16 protein-coding genes are annotated in these 17,595 nt (G+C 56.6%); 3 read left to right on the top strand and 13 right to left on the bottom strand.

Annotation, left to right across the window (positions count from 1 at the left end; genetic code table 11):
• The first annotated feature begins 97 nt into the window (after nucleotides 1-97).
• Entirely contained in the window at nucleotides 98-889 is a 792-nt protein-coding gene (locus AACY25_RS10115; RefSeq protein ID WP_339524283.1) for a DUF4394 domain-containing protein, read from the top strand.
• A 41-nt stretch (nucleotides 890-930) separates the two neighbouring features.
• Here AACY25_RS10115 and AACY25_RS10120 read toward each other — a convergent pair whose 3' ends face one another.
• From AACY25_RS10120 to AACY25_RS10140, 5 genes are all read right to left on the bottom strand, one after another.
• Nucleotides 931-1,713 carry a dienelactone hydrolase family protein gene (locus AACY25_RS10120; protein ID WP_339524284.1) on the bottom strand — a complete coding sequence of 261 codons (783 nt, stop codon included), beginning with the start codon at nucleotides 1,711-1,713 and terminating at the stop codon, nucleotides 931-933.
• 104 nt (nucleotides 1,714-1,817) lie between these two features.
• The gene (gene htpG / locus AACY25_RS10125) at nucleotides 1,818-3,725 is read right to left on the bottom strand and encodes a molecular chaperone HtpG (RefSeq protein WP_339524286.1); all 1,908 of its coding nucleotides are present in this window, start codon (nucleotides 3,723-3,725) and stop codon (nucleotides 1,818-1,820) included.
• A 402-nt stretch (nucleotides 3,726-4,127) separates the two neighbouring features.
• Nucleotides 4,128-5,381: an MFS transporter gene (locus tag AACY25_RS10130; protein WP_339524288.1), complete on the bottom strand. Its 1,254-nt coding sequence runs from the start codon at nucleotides 5,379-5,381 to the stop codon at nucleotides 4,128-4,130.
• Between the two features lie 54 nt (nucleotides 5,382-5,435).
• Entirely contained in the window at nucleotides 5,436-5,882 is a 447-nt protein-coding gene (locus AACY25_RS10135) for a PaaI family thioesterase (RefSeq protein WP_339410941.1), read from the bottom strand.
• Complete coding sequence (locus AACY25_RS10140; protein WP_339524290.1) at nucleotides 5,879-6,355, bottom strand: PaaI family thioesterase; 477 nt, start codon at nucleotides 6,353-6,355, stop codon at nucleotides 5,879-5,881. The genes AACY25_RS10135 and AACY25_RS10140 overlap by 4 nt, the downstream gene beginning before the upstream one ends.
• Before the next feature lie 147 nt (nucleotides 6,356-6,502).
• On the opposite strand from AACY25_RS10140, the gene AACY25_RS10145 reads away from it, so the two are divergent.
• Both AACY25_RS10145 and AACY25_RS10150 read left to right on the top strand, forming a co-directional pair.
• Nucleotides 6,503-6,799 (top strand): hypothetical protein, encoded by a 297-nt coding sequence (locus AACY25_RS10145; protein ID WP_339524292.1) that lies wholly within the window; start codon nucleotides 6,503-6,505, stop codon nucleotides 6,797-6,799.
• 139 nt (nucleotides 6,800-6,938) lie between these two features.
• Nucleotides 6,939-7,229, top strand: a complete 291-nt coding sequence (locus tag AACY25_RS10150) for a hypothetical protein (protein WP_339524294.1) — start codon at nucleotides 6,939-6,941, stop codon at nucleotides 7,227-7,229.
• A gap of 58 nt (nucleotides 7,230-7,287) precedes the next feature.
• Here the strand turns inward: AACY25_RS10150 and AACY25_RS10155 are convergent, their stop codons facing one another.
• From AACY25_RS10155 to clpP, 8 genes are all read right to left on the bottom strand, one after another.
• Entirely contained in the window at nucleotides 7,288-7,680 is a 393-nt protein-coding gene (locus AACY25_RS10155) for an MAPEG family protein (protein WP_339524295.1), read from the bottom strand.
• Nucleotides 7,677-8,411, bottom strand: a complete 735-nt coding sequence (locus tag AACY25_RS10160; protein WP_339524296.1) for a DUF599 domain-containing protein — start codon at nucleotides 8,409-8,411, stop codon at nucleotides 7,677-7,679. Before AACY25_RS10160 ends, AACY25_RS10155 begins: the two co-directional genes overlap by 4 nt.
• Nucleotides 8,412-8,525: 114 nt before the next feature.
• Nucleotides 8,526-9,839 carry a branched-chain amino acid transport system II carrier protein gene (gene brnQ, locus AACY25_RS10165; RefSeq protein WP_339524297.1) on the bottom strand — a complete coding sequence of 438 codons (1,314 nt, stop codon included), beginning with the start codon at nucleotides 9,837-9,839 and terminating at the stop codon, nucleotides 8,526-8,528.
• Nucleotides 9,840-10,504: 665 nt separating this feature from the next.
• Complete coding sequence (locus AACY25_RS10170) at nucleotides 10,505-12,382, bottom strand: SurA N-terminal domain-containing protein (RefSeq protein ID WP_339524298.1); 1,878 nt, start codon at nucleotides 12,380-12,382, stop codon at nucleotides 10,505-10,507.
• Between the two features lie 219 nt (nucleotides 12,383-12,601).
• Entirely contained in the window at nucleotides 12,602-12,874 is a 273-nt protein-coding gene (gene hupB / locus AACY25_RS10175) for a nucleoid-associated protein HU-beta (protein ID WP_010490206.1), read from the bottom strand.
• A gap of 137 nt (nucleotides 12,875-13,011) precedes the next feature.
• Nucleotides 13,012-15,405, bottom strand: coding sequence for an endopeptidase La (gene lon / locus AACY25_RS10180; RefSeq protein WP_339524299.1), 2,394 nt, complete (start codon nucleotides 15,403-15,405; stop codon nucleotides 13,012-13,014).
• Nucleotides 15,406-15,554: 149 nt separating this feature from the next.
• Nucleotides 15,555-16,835 (bottom strand): ATP-dependent Clp protease ATP-binding subunit ClpX, encoded by a 1,281-nt coding sequence (gene clpX, locus AACY25_RS10185; protein WP_339524300.1) that lies wholly within the window; start codon nucleotides 16,833-16,835, stop codon nucleotides 15,555-15,557.
• A 112-nt stretch (nucleotides 16,836-16,947) separates the two neighbouring features.
• Entirely contained in the window at nucleotides 16,948-17,583 is a 636-nt protein-coding gene (gene clpP / locus AACY25_RS10190; protein ID WP_090241800.1) for an ATP-dependent Clp endopeptidase proteolytic subunit ClpP, read from the bottom strand.
• Between the last annotated feature and the right edge of the window lie 12 nt (nucleotides 17,584-17,595).

The raw sequence follows: 17,595 nt of genomic DNA on the forward strand, positions 1-17,595 counted from the left end.
GTGGGTATAGCTATCAGGTGTTTCATCGAGGCACCTGCAAGGCGGGCCTTAGCCGGCTTTGCATCGATGCTGGATAACCACAGATGAGAGAACGCATATGAACAGCCTCAATACCCTGCTGACCGCTGCCGTTACCACTGCCACCCTCAGCCTCGCCGCCGGCACTGCCAGCGCCGCAACGCTTCTGGCCCTGGGCGCCGACGGTCAGCTGTTCAAGATCGACAGCGCCAGCCAGAAAATCACCGCGACCATGTCTGCCAGCAGCCCAAGCCCACTGCGTGGCATCGATGTACGCCCGGCCAACGGTATGCTCTATGCGCTGGGCGGTGACAATCAGCTCTACACCCTGGACCTGAGCACTGGCGCAGCCAGCAAGGTCGCCAGCCTGAACAAGCAGCTGCCGGGCAGCGGTCAGGCGGTCATCGACTTCAACCCGGTGGCTGACAAAATGCGCATGCTGGCCGCCGACGGCACCAACTTCCGCGTCAATGTCGAAACCGGTGAAGTAACGGTCGATGGTTCAGTGGCCTACGCCGCTGACGGCGCCTATGCAGGCAAAAGTGCACAAGTGGTGGCTGGGGCCTACACCAACTCCTATGCCGGCACCCAGGCGACATCGCTGTACAACGTCGATCTGGCCAGCAGCAGCCTGATGCTGCAAAACCCGCCAAACGATGGCATCCAGCAAGTGGTTGGCATGGTCGCCGATGGTCTGAAAAACGCCGCGATGGACATCGCCAGCGACGGCAAAGGCGGCAATACCGCCTACTTGCTGACCGGCACCACGCTGCATACCGTGGACCTGGCCAGCGGTAAGCCAATGACGCTAGGCGATGTTGCCGACCTGCCGGGCAATATCATTGATATAGCCGTACTGCCAGGCATGTAAATCCGGATGCGGGAAGGCCGCCTGGCCTTCCCGTTCACGGTTTATTTGGCAAAGGTTTCATCGAACAGATTATCCATGGCCTTGAACGCGCGAGCTGCCACTAGTGGGTGGTACTCATTGCGCCCCGGCACATTGGCCTCCGGGTTGGTGAAGGAATGCACGGCACCGCCATAGCTGACCAGTTGCCAATCGGCTTTCGCCGCCTTCATTTCCGCGACAAAACCATCGACCTGCTCCTGCGGCACCGCTGGATCATCCGCGCCATGCAGCACAAGCACCGGCGCCTTGATGTTTTGTGCATCACGCGGATTAGGCGTATCGAGGTTGCCATGGAATGACACAAATCCTTTCAGATCGGCACCCGAACGGGCCAGTTCCAGTACAGCCCCACCACCAAAGCAGAAACCGATAGCGCCTAGCCGCGCGGTATCCAATGGCACCTGCCCGGCCTGCGCTTTGAGCACCTCAACAGCCTCCTGCGCCCGCTTGCGCATCAACGGTCTATCGCTGCGCACAGTCGTGGCCGCTACCTTAGCTTCATCGGCATTAGTCGGGCGAATAGCTTTGCCGTATAGGTCGGCAACGAATATGACGTATTTATCAGCAGCTAGCAGCGCAGCCTTGGTTGCCGCGTTTTCATTAACGCCCATCCAATTAGGCACCATCAGCAGGCCCGGACGCGGCGTAGTGACCGCATCGTCATAGACCACCAAGCCTTCGAACGCTTCGCCGTCAATTTCATACTGCACCGGCTTTACCACCACGGCTGCTTCGGCAGCACCAACCAAACCGGCCAGCGCCAAGGGTAAAAGTGATTTTTTCATCGCCCCAAATCCCTCTTGAATGAGTAGTCATCAACAGTAGCGCCTGTGCGCGTTGCGCCAAGAAAAAAGCCCGCTTGCGCGGGCTTAATTGTTTACGGCACGTGTCAGGCAGACAGCTCGACCAGCAGCTTGTTCAGACGCTGCACGTAAGCGGCTGGATCTTTCAGGTTATCCCCTGCAGCCAGTGCGGCCTGATCGAAGAGGATGTGGCTGAGATCAGCAAAACGCGCTTCGTCAGCCTCGCCATCGAGCTTTTCGATCAGCGGGTGGCCTGGGTTGAATTCGAAGATTGGCTTGGACTCCGGCACCTTCTGCCCGCTGGCTTCGAGAATCTGGCGCATCTGCAGGCCAAGATCCTGTTCGCCAATGGCCAGAATCGCCGGCGAATCAGTCAGACGGTGCGAGACACGAACCTCGGCAACCTGCTCACCCAGCGCGGTTTTCAGCCGCTCAACCAAACCTTCTTTGGTCTTGGCGATTTCTTCCTGCGCCTTCTTGTCTTCTTCCGAGTCAAGCTTGCCCAAGTCCAGGTCGCCACGGGCCACGTCGACAAAGTGCTTACCGTCGAACTCGGTGAGGTAGCTCATCAGCCACTCATCAATACGGTCGGTGAGCAGCAGCACTTCAATGCCTTTCTTGCGGAACACTTCCAGGTGCGGGCTGTTCTTCACCTGGGCGTAGGATTCGCCGGTGAGGTAATAGACCTTGTCCTGACCTTCCTGCATGCGGGCGATGTATTCGCCCATGCCGACGCTCTGCTCACCCTCTTCGGTGCGGGTGGAGGCAAAACGCAGCAAGCCGGCGATCTTCTCCTTGTTGGCGAAGTCTTCTGCCGGGCCTTCTTTAAGCACCTGACCGAAGTTCTTCCAGAAGCTTTTGTATTCTTCTGGCTGGTTTTTCGCCAATTTTTCCAACATGTCCAATACACGCTTGGTCAGCGCCGACTTCATCGAGTCGATGATTGGGTCTTTCTGCAGGATTTCGCGGGAGACGTTCAGCGACAGGTCATTGGAGTCGACCACGCCCTTAATAAAGCGCAGGTACAGCGGCAGGAAAGACTCGGCCTGATCCATGACGAAGACACGCTGCACGTAGAGTTTCAGGCCACGTGGCGCTTCACGCTGGTATAGATCAAAGGGGGCACGCGCTGGTGTATACAGCAGCGAGGTGTATTCCAGCTTGCCTTCAACCTTGTTGTGGCTCCAGCTCAGCGGGTTCTCAAAATCGTGGCCGATGTGTTTGTAGAACTCCTGGTATTCCTCGTCCTTGATCTCGGTACGCGGACGGGTCCACAGGGCACTGGCACGGTTGACGGTTTCCCATTCAACCTCGGCAGGCGCCGCCTCCCCTTCGGCAGCGGTTTGCTCCTTAGGCAGTTCAATCGGCAGAGCGATATGGTCGGAGTACTTCTTGATGATATTGCGCAGACGCCAACCATCGGCGAACTCGTCTTCGGCCGCTTTCAAGTGCAGGACAATACGGGTGCCGCGCTCGGCTTTTTCAACCGTGGCAACTTCGAACTCGCCCTCGCCCTTGCTCGACCAATGCACGCCTTCACTAGCCGAGCTACCGGCGCGGCGGCTGAACACGTCAACCTTGTCGGCGACAATAAAGGCCGAGTAGAAACCCACGCCGAACTGGCCGATCAGGTGTGAGTCCTTCTTCTGGTCGCCCGTCAGGTGCTGCATAAAATCAGCGGTGCCAGACTTGGCAATGGTGCCCAGGTGGGTGATGGCGTCTTCACGGCTCATGCCGATGCCGTTGTCTTCGAGGGTGACGGTCTTGGCGTCCTTGTCGAAGCTGACGCGGATTTTCAGCTCAGCGCCGCCCTCGAGCAGCTCAGGCTTGGCCAGTGCCTCGAAACGCAGTTTGTCGGTGGCATCCGATGCGTTGGAAATCAGTTCGCGAAGGAAGATTTCCTTGTTCGAATACAGCGAATGGATCATCAGATGAAGCAGCTGCTTCACCTCGGTCTGGAAGCCCAGGGTTTCTTTTTGAGTTTCCACACTCATGCTCTCTTACTCCACGTTGTTGACGAAGCCGCAGTGCGGCGGATGTCATACAGGTGGGGGCATGTTGTGGGATTTCAAGTGTTTGGCTGCAGAACCTGTTTAGGATCTTGCGAGCTAGAAACCTGCAAGGCGCTACGTTAGTAACAGCCTCCGGCTGGTCAAAGCGGCAAGAAACGTAGCGTAGCGCAGTAACAGCCGTAGGCTGGCCCACAGGGTGAGCGCAGCGAATCAAGCGGACTGGGCTCGCACACGAGTGTACTTTTGTACATGAGCATTACTCGCTCCACTCGCCCTTCGGGTCGCACTGGAGCGCGTCAGCCACAAGTGGCTTCCGACCGGGCTGGCGCTCCAGGCTGTTTTTAACGCAGCAAAGCCGACGCGCAGCAGATCGTAAATAGGTTCTCAGGGCTCAAGCAACTCGATGCGAGTAATCTCTTCCGGCAGCAGGCTGTAACTGACTTCGCCCTGTCCGCTCATACGCTGACGCAAAATGATCCGGCCATCCTGATCGATACCGTGGAAACGGCCCTCGGCACTATTTCCACGTTCGGTGGCGGCGCGCATGCTGAGGTTCTGATAGCGGCTGGGGTTGCGCAGCAGGCCATCGAGACTGAAACGCACGCGGCGATCCAGGGGCCGGCTAACTCGCTCTGGAACAACCGCTGCTACAGCCGCAGGCTTATCGTCGGTAACGGGCGGAGCAAGCGTGCTAGGCAAAGGCGGAAAGCTATCGGCCGCGACCTGCCAGCCACGTTTATCCTGTTTCTGCAGAAGGATTGGCAACTGCTGCAGCTCACCGTTGATCCGCGCCTGGACGTTCAGATCGAGGCTCTGCAAGGGAAAGTTCAGGCTGCCTATGGGTTGCAGTTCCACATCGCGACTGGCAAAACGGCGCTCTAGATAGTCCTGAATCACATGAGTGATGGTATCGACCGAGTCGAACTGACGATCCACTTTATCGCCCTGATAGCGCAGGCCATTGCTGAACAGCTCAAGCTCGCCGCTCAAGGTGGTCTTGAACTGTGGCGGCAGCACCAAGTGGAAATCACCGGCCAGTTTGTTCTGCCCAACCGGCTGCAAGTCCAGATGCAGGGTATAGCCACGACTCAAGCGGCGGGCCTCGGGTAATTCCTGCTCAGGTAATAACCAGCTGATTTCAACCTCCGGCAGTATGCCTTTGTCAGCAGGCAGCACATCAACCCGCACCGGCCCCTTTTCGACTGACGGCAAACGTATCACCAGCTCGCTCTGGGCGAAGAAATCCTGACCTTCGCGCAAGCTCAGCACGCCATTGAGCAGCTCCGCCTGTTGCGGTGCAAATGGCCGGCCATTCAATTGACCGCGCAAATTGATGGCCAACTCGGCGGGCACTGGCACCTCTGGTTTAAGCCACTTGAAACTGAGGATGGCTTCCAGACGCTGGGCGTCATGGCTGGCCAGCAACGTCAGACCAACCACCAGTGGAATAACCCCCAAGCCAGCCAGCGCTATGGCCGGCCGCGCCGAACGCCAATGGCGCAACACATACAGCAAGGTGAATGGCGGCAAGAAACTGGCCCAGCCCCACAGCAGGCTGGTAGCGAAGGCTCGCATCACCAGCCAGACCAGACTGGCGAGTATCAGCAGCAAGCCACCCAGAATCAGCAGCGCATCCATTCAATATTCCTTAGCGATGGTTAAACGAGTGGTTATTCGCCAGCCCGGCTTGCCTCAAGGCTCATCGACCTTAAAGTGCGCCCGTGCGGTGGCAATCGGCTCGGTCTGGTTAGTTTGCCAGGCAGTGATGGCTACGTTTGCGACCCTACGACCCTGCCGCCAAACCTGGCATTGCACGAAGGTGTCACGATAATGGCCAGCGCGAAGGTAATCTATCGAGAAGTCGATGATTTTCGGCAAATGTGGAATACCCATGAACATCAGCAGGTGCAGCATCGCCGAATGCTCCATAAAGCCGGCAATCACTCCACCGTGCAAAGCCGGCAAGGTCGGGTTGCCGATATTGTCTTGGTTGGCTGGCAGCCGAAACACCATGTCATCGCCGAGGCGCAAACACTCAATGCCGAGCAATTTGGCGTAGGGAATCAGGCTGATCAGCGGATCGTAATTCTTTTGCTCATGGGCTTCGCGCACCAGTTGGTTGAGATTCAGCGTACTCATTGGCCACCTCCCTGAGCGTTTGCGGTGATTGGCTTGGCGCTTTGCACATGTTTACCCATGCGCATAAACGCGCCGACCACATGGGCAATCGGTTCGTCGGGGTCGTCCTGATAGGCGTAGCCGCGCGTGAAGATGATGTTCTCGGTGACCCGATAGCACTCGGCAAAGCCAAATACATCCTTGTTCGGCTCGGCCGGACGCATGTAATCGATGCGCAGATCGAGGGTCGGGCAGATCTCGAATTCCGGCAACACGCACACGGTGGAAATGCCGCAGGTGGTATCCATCAATGTAGTGATGGCGCCGCCGTGGATCACTCCGGTTTCCGGATTGCCAACGATCTGTGGGCTGTAAGGCAAACGCAAGGTCAGGCCCTCGGCGTTTGCTTCATGCACCTGCAAGCCCAGCACCTGGCAATGGCGCAATACCGAGAGGAAGCGTTGGGCGCGCTCTAGAACAGGGTTGGTGCTCATCATGAAGCCTCGGGATACCTAATAAAACCGCGCATGATAACCCCGAGCACCCATGAACGACACAGGGGCGCCGATCACATGAACTGAACTTATTGGGGCTTGGTTCTCTCGAAAAAATGTAACGGCATTTTTTCCAAGGAGAACACCATGCAGAAAACAGTTGCTTATGCCTTCATGCTAGCCGCGACATTGGGTCTTGCCGCGTGCGACAAGCCTTCCGAAGATGCTCGCGAGGACGCCCGCGAGGCGCAATCGGAAGCACAGGAATCGATGAACGATGCGGCAGAGCACAGAAATGAAGCAGCCGAACTTGAGGCTGAAGCCGCTCGGGAACGCGCTGAAGAAAACCGCGAGGAGACCGATGAAGCCTACGAGCCGGATGATACGCCGCCAACGGCCCCAGTCACCCCGCCGCCTGCGCCGGCTAATCAAACCAATCAGTAACCGCTACTGATTCGCCTAGCCCGCGGCCTATCCGTGGGCTTTGTTTTTCTGCAGCCAGGAACTTCGTTTCGCTTGATCGCTCCAAGTAGCACGGATGAGGCTACATGCCATCATCCGCATCACACATGGAGACGTAACCGTGCAAAAACCATTTACCTACGCCCTGCTTCTCGCCGCCATGCTCGGTCTTGCAGCGTGCGAGAAAACCCCAGAAGACAAAGCAGAGTCAGCTAAGGAATCCGCTGCTGAAGCCATCGAGTCCATGGGAGATGCCGTTGAAGAAACCGGCGAAGCCATCGAGCAGAAAGCCGATGAAGTAATGGGCACCGAGCCGACCACCGGCGAGAAAATCGAAGACGCTGCCAATGATGCAGCCGATGCCATTAGCGATGCTGGCGATGAAGTCAAAGATACTGTTGACGGCCAATAAGCCTTCCAGCTGAAACAAACAGGCCCGCTTAGTGCGGGCCTGTTTGTTTATCGCACCGTCAGAGCGCCGGGGTGAGCATCAACAACAGGCTGCACACCAATCCAACCACCCAGACCACACTGCGCTGCCAATGCAGGTCAGCCCAGTAGAAAAACAGATAGAGCACCCGCGCCACCACGAAGGTCACGGCTAATACATCCACCAGAACGCCGTGAGTACCGGTCACATGGGCCATCAGCACACCGACGGCAAACAGCGGAAACGCTTCAAAACTGTTCAGGTGCGCCGCCAGGGCACGCGCGCCAAAGCCTGTCAGGCGTGCTTGCTGGGCGCGCGGATGGTGGTTGTCGTAGTGACCGTCACCCTCCTTCGCCATGGCTTTGGCCACTGGGGCTTTGGCGATAAAAATCAGTAATGCACTGATAAAGATGCACCAAAATGGAATGCTCATTCGCTTTTCTCCTTGGGCGAGTCGAACGCCGGGGTTTGGGTATAAACCATCACTTCCAGTACATCGGAATGAAACTCGCGGCGGTACAACACCAATACCACACCCGCACTGACCAGCATGAAAAACCATGGATTGATAAACCAGGACAGGGTCGCCATGCCGAAGTAATAGGCGCGCAACCCCTGGTTGAACTGGTTGGCGGCCATCGAGATCACCCTCGCAGTACGCTCGGCAAAGGCTTTGCGCTCCTGCTCGGTCACATGCCGTTCGCCCACCATCGGCGCAGACCCGACCAGCACAGCCGCGAAATTGTACTGACGCATGCACCAGCTGAAAGTAAAGAAGGCGTATACGAACACCACCCCCAGACACAACAATTTGACCTCGGACAGCTCGCGACTGGCAGCCTGCACAAAAGGCAGATCGGCCAGCAGCGAAACCGCCCGATCAGAGGCGCCGAGCACGGTGAGAATACCAGCGAGGATGATCAGCGTGCTGGAAGCAAAGAACGAGGCGTTGCGCTCCAGGTTGCCGATCACGTTGGCATCGGCAATGCGGTTGTCGCGCAACAGCATGCGGCGCATCCAGTCTTCACGATACAGGTGCAGCACGCTGGCCAGGCAAGGCGTGGTGCGGCCCTTGGCCTGGGCATAGCGGGTATAACCGGCCCAGCAGACGACAAACCAGAGAGCCGCAAGCAGGTGCGGCAGGTAGTGGTCACTGATTGACATGCAAACTCCTTGTTAACCTGCGCCGATTATAGACAGGCCTAGCTTTCAACTGGCCAATAAAAAGGCCGCTCAGTGAGCGGCCCGGGGAAAACAGCAGAGGCTAATCAGCAGGGCTTAGGCTGCGGCGGTTTTCGCGGCACCCAACGCGCGATCGACCACAACAGCCAAGACTAGAGTCAGCAGCACTGGCAACAGCCAGCCGAGGCTCTGGTCTGCCAATGGTAATTGGCTGAAGAAGCTTGGAATCAGCGCCTTGCCACCCGCTGCAGCAACCCCATCAACCAGGCCAAACACCAAGGTTACGGCCATCACAGGACGGAATACCCGCGCTGGCGAACACCACAGGTTATCCAGCAGGCTCAGCGCTACCAGCACGATGGCCAGCGGATACAAACCGACCAGCACAGGGATCGAGAAGCTGATCAACTGAGTCAAGCCTTGGTTCGCCACCAGCAGGCTGAACACACCGAAGGTGATCACGACCGCGCGGTAGGAAACCGGCAACAGGCCGCTGAAGAACTCACCGCAAGCAGTCAACAAGCCCACAGCAGTGGTCAGGCAGGCCAGAGTAATAACCACGGCCAGCAGCAGGCTGCCAGCAGTGCCGAAGGTGTGTTGCACATAGGCAGTAAGAACTTGCACACCATTCTGCGCTTCACCGGCAATCCCCTGGCTGGTCGCACCGAGGTAGAACAATGCCAGATAAACCAACGACAGGCCTACCGCGGCGATCAGGCCGGCAATCACCGAGTAACGGGTAATCAGCTTGCCGTCGTTCACACCATGGTCACGAATTGCGGTGGCGATCACAATGCCGAATACCAGGGCTCCGAGGGTATCCATGGTCAGGTAACCCTGCAGGAAACCCTGCACAAAGGGCGTGCTCTGGTAATCCGCCGATACCTGGCCGATCTCCCCTGCCGGGACCAGCAGCGCCGCGCCGCCCAAGACCAAAAGCGCCGCCAACAGCACTGGGGTGATGTACTTGCCGATGCGGTCAACCAGTTGCCCTGGATTGAGGGACAGGAACATCACTGCGGCAAAGTAGGCCAGGGTATAGAGCAACAACGCCGTACTGCTATTACCGCTGAATGGTGCTACGCCCATTTCGAACGACACCACCGCCGTTCGCGGCGTGGCAAATAACGGGCCGATAGCCAGATAAACCGCTACAGCAAACAGCACACCGGCGCGCTTACCCAGTGGCGCAGTGAGCAGCGCCATGCCACCACCGACGCGCGCAAGGGCAACGATGGTTAGCAGCGGCAAACCGACGCCCGTGAGCAGAAAACCCAATGCCGCCAGGCCGATGTTCTCACCCGCTGCCATGCCGGCGCTGGGCGGAAAGATGATGTTACCGGCGCCCAGAAACAGCGCAAACGTCATAAAACCGAGGGCCAGGAGATCCAAGCCTTTCAAACGAGTCATAGAAGGGAATACCACAGGCAGAAAATTGGAAGTTGAAAAAACGAAAGTTCCGAGGGGTTTCCCGGGGGGGATCGGGGGAAACGTCACCTAGCCGGTTAAGCGAGGCCACTAAAGCACTTGGAACCGCTTATGGCGGAGCAGGCGCGAATAGTTGCAAGCCTAACGAAATTGATGCGGTAGCGGCACTGGCACAGGTCAGGCTGTCGGACTGGTGAAAAAAGCTGTCGCATCAGCAACAGTTCACCCGGCATGCCTAGGCTTGAAAATAGCTTTATACCTTGCAGATAGGCCGATGAACGTCAAAGCGCCTGACACGCAGCATCGGCGGGCCTGCTTTCTCGATACATGCGAGGGCGTCCCTGGTGCAGAATGTTCGCCCTTAAGTGCCATAGCACTTCTAGACGGAGGTCGATGCCTTCTCTGAACAACGGCAGCGGATTTAAAGGCCCAGGAGCCATCCTCAAAGTTCACTTCACACTTTGCCCATCTGGATCTTCGTAATTTCAAAGCCGGAGGTGTAAATACGATGCGGACGGGGCACAGACATAAAAAAGGCCGCTAATTAAGCGGCCTTTTTCCGTTGCCATCCATGGCAATTACCCTACGGGCCGTCGCTGCGCGACGTTACAAATGGCGTCCTGCCATTCTTTATGCCGTGACATCGGTCAGAAACGCTCGATATCCGCTGTCTCTTCTAGCTGCTTGCGGAACGCGGCGAAGTCCTGCTGACCGACGCGCGAGGCGAGGAAGCGGCTGTACATGGCCTTGTCCTCTTCCGACAGCGCTTGCTCCGGCTGGCTCACGCCATTGAGGCGGATAACCACGTAATCACCGTTGTTCAGGCTGATCCCGGCGAAGGTCGGCTTGTCGGCCGTCTCAGGCTTGGGCATGCGGAATAGCGCTTGCAGTACTGCCGGCTCGACGCCTTCCTGACTGCGCGTTGCAGCTTCAACAACCGCCCATCCCTGCTTAGCATCGGCTTGCGTAACAGGCGTCTGGCCGTCACGTAAAGCAGCCAGTTGCTCTTCACCCTTGGCTTTGACAGCTTCGCTTGCGCGAACCTTGGTCAGCTGAGCACGAATGCTATCGGCGACTTGTTCAAGCGGCAGTTGTTCAGGCTTGTTGTGCTCTTTAACGCGCACCACCACCACCGTGTTCGGATCAAGCTCAATAACACTGCTGTTGCTGCCGTCTTCGAGTACTTCATCACTGAATGCCGCTTGAATCACCTGACGATTAGCCGTCAGTCCTTCAGTGCCACCCTGACGCCCAAAGGCTTCAGTGGTCTTGACCTGCAGACCCAGTTCCTGAGCTGGCTGGGCCAGATCAGACGCTTCAAACGCAGCATCTTCGAGGTCTTTGGAGACTTCGACAAAGCGCTGCTCAACCTGGCGCGCCTTGAGGTCGCGCTGCAGTTTCTCTTCCAGGCTGGCGAAGCTAGGCACCTCCGGTGCCTGTACGTCCAGAAGTTTGATCAGGTGCCAGCCGAACTCGCTGCGTACGGGAGCCGACACTGCATTTTCGTCCAGCGCATACAGCGCTTCTTCGAAAGCTGGGTCATACACGCCAGGGCCGGCAAAGCCCAGATCACCACCCTCACCTGCCGAGCCCGAATCATCGGAGACTTCTTTTGCCAGCGCGGCGAAGTCTTCACCCTGCTCCAGGCGCTTTTGCACCGCGACCAATTTAGCCTGGGCTTGCTCGTCATTCAGCTCATCGCTCACTTCAACCAGAATATGCGCGGCACGGCGCTGTTCGGCGAGATTGGCGATCTCACTCTGATAAGCGCTTTGCAGTGCTTCATCAGTGACTTCAACCTGATCGAAGAAGGCATCCTTCTTCAACTCGACATACTCCAGCACTACCTGTTCAGGGCTCATGAACTCGCTGGCTTGAGCCTCATAATAGGCCTTGATGTCGTCATCACTGAGCGTGACTGCATCTAGATCAACCTTGAGGGTCAAGGTCGCGAAGTCGCGGGTCTGCTTCTCCAGGGCCGCAAAGGCTTGCACCTGAGCGTCAGTTACAAAACCGCTATTGGCCAGCCCGGCACGCAGCTGACCAATGAGCATTTCCTCCTCAAGCATCCGGCGGAACTGCAAGCGGCTGTAGCCCATCTGACGGATAACCTGATCGAAGCGCTCAGCATTGAACTGGCCATCGACAAGAAATTCAGGCGTTTTCAGGATCAGTTGATCCAGCGCCTGTTGCGAAAAGGCGAACTTGGCGTCTTTGGCGCTATCGAGTAGCAGGGTGCGCTCAACCAGGCCATTCAGGGCGGCTTCACGCAGCAACTTCTCATCCAGCAGGGAAGCATCGAAGTCGCGTCCCAGCTGTTGCAGCAGCTGACGACGCTGCATCTCGACAGCCTGATTGAGCTCGGCGGAAGTGATCTTCTCGCCATTTACCTCAGCGGCATTCTGGCTGTTGCTGGTGCTGGTAAAAATGGCATCCACACCCGTCAGCGCGAGCAGCGCGACTATGATGCCGATGATGGTTTTGGCAATCCAACCCTGTGAATTGTCCCTGATGTTTTGCAGCATGCGTCCCCCAGAACGACTGTACAAATAAAGCAGTCGCGCAGTGTGGGTAAAATCCGGATAGAAGAAAGGCGCATCAGTGGATGCGCCTTCTCGTAACTGGCGAAGCGGATCGAACTCAAGCAGCTGATTCGTCTTGCTCAACACAATGTGATTGGCTGAGCATCCCGCCCCGCATCAGATCAGCCAATAACTGATCTGCTGGGCAAAACCGAAAGAGGCTTAGTTGACAGCGTCTTTCAGAGCTTTACCGGCTTTGAAGCCTGGAATCTTGGCAGCAGCGATGCTGATTGGGTTACCAGTTTGTGGGTTACGGCCAGTGCGAGCAGCACGCTCTTTAACAGCGAAAGTGCCAAAGCCAACCAGTACTACGGAGTCACCAGCCTTCAGAGCGCCAGTTACGGATTCAATTACTGCGTCCAGCGCACGGCCGGCAACAGCTTTTGGGATATCAGCAGATGCAGCGATGGCATCGATCAGTTCCGACTTGTTCACTCTTAAGTCCCCTTAATTTCTGTTGAGTTTATTTCTTGCTTTTAAATGTAAGCGAAGCTGGTGCTGGAGAGCCTGCTGACACGATAAGAGCCGCTTTATAACAAGGGCTCTAAAAATGTGTCAAGAAACCCCTCTGGCTAATGCGTGCTAATTCGCTCCTTGGAATCAGTCTCGCGTTTTTCATCCTTTGCAACCATGGGAGCCGCATCAGGCAAGGGCTCCGGGGCGTATTGCAGCGCAATTTGCAGGACCTCGTCAATCCATTTAACCGGTTTAATCTGCAGGTCTTGCTTAATATTCTCCGGAATCTCCTTCAAATCGCGCACATTCTCTTCTGGAATGATCACGGTTTTGATTCCACCGCGGTGAGCCGCAAGCAGTTTTTCTTTTAAACCACCAATGGCTAATACCTGACCACGCAGGGTGATCTCACCGGTCATTGCCACATCCGCACGAACGGGTATTTGGGTCAGGGCTGAAACCAGCGCCGTGCACATACCAACGCCTGCGCTGGGGCCGTCTTTGGGCGTCGCCCCCTCCGGCACATGGATGTGAATATCCTGCTTCTCATAGAAGTCCACAGGGACGCCCAGGCTCTTGGCCCGACTGCGCACAACCGTCTGCGCGGCAGTGATCGATTCCAGCATCACATCACCGAGCGAGCCAGTTTTGATTAGCTGGCCTTTCCCGGGCACCACAACCGCTTCGATAGTCAGTAGCTCACCGCCAACCTGGGTCCAGGCAAGACCAGTAACCTGGCCGATTTGATCTTGCTGTTCGGCCAATCCGTAGCGGTGCTTGCGTACGCCGAGAAAATGCTCGAGCGAGTCCGCTGTCACAGTGACCTGGAAGCGCTTCTCAGTGGAGTGCTCCTTGACAACCTTGCGGCACACCTTGGCAATTTGCCGTTCCAGACCGCGCACGCCGGCCTCGCGCGTGTAGTAGCGGATGATGTCGCGAATCGCAGCATCTTCAAACACCAGCTCAACCTTCTTCATGCCGTTGGCCTGCACCTGCTTAGGTGCTAGGTATTTGATCGCGATATTGATTTTTTCGGCTTCGGTGTAGCCCGGCAGACGAATCACTTCCATACGATCTAGCAACGGCCCCGGAATATTCATCGAGTTAGCCGTGCAGAGAAACATCACATCGGACAGGTCGTAGTCGACCTCCAGATAGTGATCATTGAAATTGTGATTCTGCTCTGGGTCTAGCACCTCAAGCAGCGCCGACGCCGGATCACCGCGCATGTCCTGGCCCATCTTGTCGATTTCATCGAGCAAGAACAGCGGATTGCGCACGCCAACCTTGGTCATCTTCTGAATCAGGCGACCCGGCATCGAGCCGATATAAGTACGGCGATGGCCACGAATTTCAGCCTCGTCACGCACCCCACCGAGCGCCATGCGAACAAACTTGCGATTGGTCGCGCTGGCAATCGACTCAGCCAGCGAGGTTTTCCCCACCCCAGGCGGGCCAACCAAACAGAGCACCGGTCCTTTGAGCTTCTTTACCCGCTTCTGCACGGCGAGGTACTCAAGTATTCGTTCCTTGACCTCCTCCAGGCCGTAGTGATCGGCATCCAGTATGCTTTCAGCGCGCGCCAGATCCAGGCGCACCTTGCTCTGCGCCTTCCACGGCACATTGACCAACCACTCGATGTAGGAGCGCACCACCGTCGCCTCAGCAGACATTGGCGACATCTGCTTGAGCTTGTTCAGCTCGGTATTGGCCTTGGTGTGCGCCTCGGTAGTCAGACCGGCACTCTCGACACGCTTTTTCAGCTCGTCGAGTTCATTATGACCTTCTTCGCTGTCGCCAAGCTCCTTCTGAATGGCCTTCATCTGCTCATTCAGGTAGTACTCACGCTGACTACGCTCCATTTGTTTCTTGACCCGACCACGGATGCGCTTCTCAACCTGCAGCAGGTCGATTTCCGCATCAAGCAACGCCAGAACATGCTCAACCCGCGTAGCCAGATCGGTAATTTCCAGAATTTCCTGCTTCTGCTCAATTTTCAGCACCATATGTGCAGCCATGGTGTCGACTAACCGTCCCGGCTCATCAATGCCGTTGAGCGATGCCAGCACCTCCGCAGGCACCTTCTTGCCGAGCTGAACGTACTGTTCAAACTGGCTGAGCAGGCTGCGAGTAAAAACCTCAGACTCACGCTCGGCAGCATCAACCTCGTCAATTAGCTGCACTTCAGCCCGGCAATGGCCGTCGGCCTCGATAAAGCGCTCAATCTCGCCGCGCTGCTCGCCTTCAACCAAGACCTTCACGGTGCCATCCGGCAGTTTCAGCAACTGCAATACCGTGGCGACGGTGCCAACACGGTAGAGGCCCGCCTCATCTGGATCATCGTCGGCAGGATTTCTCTGCGCGAGCAGCAGAATCTGCTTTTCACCCAGCATCGCAGCCTCAAGGGCTTCGATGGATTTTTCACGCCCGACGAATAACGGAATGACCATGTGCGGATAGACCACAACATCGCGTAACGGCAGGAGAGGCAATTCGATGGTTGTCTTCATGATTTCGGCTCTACGGCGGCCATACGGCCGTAAACAGATGGGATGACCCTTGGCCTTAAGATGGGGGCAGCCCCAACAAAAAACAAGCGCTGGCGCAGCAAAAGCAAAGGGGCCCGCAGGCCCCTTGCTTTCAACATATTACAAAACGGCTACGCGTCAGGCGCAGCCTTAGCTGGCAGCTCGTTATTCTCATAAATGAGTAACGGCTTGGAGGAGCCATCAATAACGCTTTCATCGATAACCACCTTGCTAACGTCGGACTGCGACGGAATCTCGTACATGGTGTCGAGAAGGACACCTTCGAGAATCGAACGCAAGCCGCGAGCACCGGTTTTACGCTCAAGCGCCTTGTGGGCAACCGACTTCAGCGCATCCGGACGGAATTCCAGCTCAACCCCTTCCATCTCGAACAGCTTGCCATATTGCTTGGTCAAGGCGTTCTTCGGCTCGGTCAGAATTTGCACCAGGGCGGCTTCATCGAGCTCATCCAAGGTAGCGATAACCGGCAGACGACCGACGAACTCTGGAATCAGGCCAAACTTAACCAGATCATCGGGCTCAACCGCACGCAGTGATTCGCCAACTTTCTTGCCCTCTTCCTTGCTGCGAACCTCAGCACTGAAACCGATTCCGCCCTTGGTCGAACGGCCCTGAATGACCTTTTCCAAGCCTGAAAAAGCACCACCACAAATAAACAGGATATTGCGCGTATCAACCTGCAGAAATTCCTGCTGCGGATGCTTACGGCCACCTTGCGGAGGAACAGATGCCACAGTCCCCTCAATCAGCTTGAGCAGCGCCTGCTGCACGCCCTCTCCCGATACATCACGGGTAATCGATGGGTTGTCCGACTTGCGCGAGATCTTGTCAATTTCATCGATGTAGACAATGCCCATTTGGGCTTTTTCTACATCGTAGTCGCACTTCTGCAACAGCTTTTGAATGATGTTCTCGACGTCCTCCCCCACATAACCGGCCTCGGTCAGCGTGGTGGCGTCAGCAATCGTAAAGGGTACGTTGAGCAAACGCGCCAGCGTTTCAGCCAACAGGGTTTTACCCGAACCAGTCGGACCGATGAGCAGGATGTTGCTCTTACCTAGCTCAATGTCATCTTTCTTATCGCGCTGGTTGAGACGCTTGTAGTGGTTATAGACCGCTACAGCCAAAATTTTCTTCGCGCGCTCCTGACCAATCACGTACTGGTCAAGGATGCCGCTGATTTCCTTAGGGGCAGGCAATTTATGCGCACTGCTCTCGGCCTGGGCTTCTTGCACCTCCTCACGGATGATGTCGTTACACAGGTCTACGCACTCGTCGCAGATGAAGACCGAGGGGCCGGCAATTAATTTGCGCACTTCATGCTGGCTTTTGCCGCAGAAGGAGCAATAAAGCAACTTGCCGTTGTCCTCGCCGTTGCGGGTGTCAGTCATTCGTTCGATCCAAATCCGATAGGCTTGCAACACAAGATGAAGGCTTATGCGGGCTTTTTCAAGCCCGCCGGAGGCCGGAAAGGCCGCCCCGCCCTATTTTGAGCTGCTTATGTTACGCGGGGCGCTTTTCAATCACTGCGTCAATCAATCCGTACTCACGGGCGGCTTCGGCGCTCATGAAGTTATCACGATTGGTATCGCGCTCGATTTCTTCTAGGGTGTGCCCGCTGTGTTTGGCCATCAGCGTGTTGAGACGCTCGCGGATAAAGAGGATTTCCTTGGCGTGGATTTCGATGTCCGACGCCTGCCCCTGGAAGCCACCCAGTGGCTGGTGAATCATCACACGCGAGTTCGGCAGGCAGTAACGCTTGCCCTCAGCACCAGCGGTCAGCAGGAATGCGCCCATGCTGCATGCCTGACCAATACAGGTGGTCGAAACGTTAGGCTTAATGAACTGCATGGTGTCGTAGATCGACATACCCGCAGTCACCGAACCGCCGGGCGAGTTGATGTAAAGATGGATGTCCTTGTCCGGGTTTTCCGCTTCAAGGAACAACAGTTGCGCACAGATCAGGTTGGCCATGTAGTCCTCTACAGGACCTACCAGGAAGATCACTCGCTCTTTGAGCAGGCGCGAATAGATGTCATAGGCGCGCTCACCGCGAGCCGACTGCTCAACAACCATAGGAACCAAACCGCCAGCGGCTTGGATATCAGGCATTTGCTGCATAAAAGGATTGCGGGACATGCGTGCACTCGC

It is taken from the genome of Pseudomonas sp. EA_35y_Pfl2_R111, assembly GCF_963970955.1.
In the GTDB taxonomy this organism is placed as follows: domain Bacteria; phylum Pseudomonadota; class Gammaproteobacteria; order Pseudomonadales; family Pseudomonadaceae; genus Aquipseudomonas.

Bases quoted from the DNA above. Each gene is read 5' to 3' on its own strand.
- AACY25_RS10115 (WP_339524283.1), top strand. From the start codon at position 98: ATGAACAGCCTCAATACCCTGCTGACCGCTGCCGTTACCACTGCCACC.
- AACY25_RS10120 (WP_339524284.1), bottom strand. From the start codon at position 1,713: ATGAAAAAATCACTTTTACCCTTGGCGCTGGCCGGTTTGGTTGGTGCT.
- htpG (WP_339524286.1), bottom strand. From the start codon at position 3,725: ATGAGTGTGGAAACTCAAAAAGAAACCCTGGGCTTCCAGACCGAGGTG.
- AACY25_RS10130 (WP_339524288.1), bottom strand. From the start codon at position 5,381: ATGGATGCGCTGCTGATTCTGGGTGGCTTGCTGCTGATACTCGCCAGT.
- AACY25_RS10135 (WP_339410941.1), bottom strand. From the start codon at position 5,882: ATGAGTACGCTGAATCTCAACCAACTGGTGCGCGAAGCCCATGAGCAA.
- AACY25_RS10140 (WP_339524290.1), bottom strand. From the start codon at position 6,355: ATGAGCACCAACCCTGTTCTAGAGCGCGCCCAACGCTTCCTCTCGGTA.
- AACY25_RS10145 (WP_339524292.1), top strand. From the start codon at position 6,503: ATGCAGAAAACAGTTGCTTATGCCTTCATGCTAGCCGCGACATTGGGT.
- AACY25_RS10155 (WP_339524295.1), bottom strand. From the start codon at position 7,680: ATGAGCATTCCATTTTGGTGCATCTTTATCAGTGCATTACTGATTTTT.
- AACY25_RS10160 (WP_339524296.1), bottom strand. From the start codon at position 8,411: ATGTCAATCAGTGACCACTACCTGCCGCACCTGCTTGCGGCTCTCTGG.
- brnQ (WP_339524297.1), bottom strand. From the start codon at position 9,839: ATGACTCGTTTGAAAGGCTTGGATCTCCTGGCCCTCGGTTTTATGACG.
- AACY25_RS10170 (WP_339524298.1), bottom strand. From the start codon at position 12,382: ATGCTGCAAAACATCAGGGACAATTCACAGGGTTGGATTGCCAAAACC.
- lon (WP_339524299.1), bottom strand. From the start codon at position 15,405: ATGAAGACAACCATCGAATTGCCTCTCCTGCCGTTACGCGATGTTGTG.
- clpX (WP_339524300.1), bottom strand. From the start codon at position 16,835: ATGACTGACACCCGCAACGGCGAGGACAACGGCAAGTTGCTTTATTGC.
- clpP (WP_090241800.1), bottom strand. From the start codon at position 17,583: ATGTCCCGCAATCCTTTTATGCAGCAAATGCCTGATATCCAAGCCGCT.